Annotated in this window: 1 protein-coding gene; it reads right to left on the bottom strand. The window is 79.5% G+C overall.

Annotated features, from left to right (window positions below):
* Positions 1 to 239 (bottom strand): hypothetical protein (locus G3I42_RS03295; RefSeq protein WP_164282337.1); only part of this gene is annotated, 239 nt, incomplete at both ends.

Below are 239 nucleotides of genomic sequence, written 5' to 3'. Positions count from 1 at the left end.
CCAGCCCGCCCGTACGGCCTCCTCCGTCTCCTGCTCGACCTCGGCGAGGCGCTGGCGCAGGTGCCCGGCGTCGCTGCGGGCGCGCTGGGCGTCGGTGGCCGCCGAGGTGGCGTCGCGGTGGGCGCTCTCGCCCGCGGACTGGAGGTGTGCGGAGCGTTCCTCCTCCTCGGCCGCGTGGTTCTCGGCGCGTTCGGCGGCGTCCTGGAGGGCGCGGACGAGGTCGGCGGCGGCGGCCGCGC

It is taken from the genome of Streptomyces sp. SID11385 (assembly GCF_010548245.1).
Classification (GTDB): Bacteria; Actinomycetota; Actinomycetes; order Streptomycetales; family Streptomycetaceae; genus Streptomyces.
This window is presented reverse-complemented; position numbering and strand designations above follow the sequence as displayed.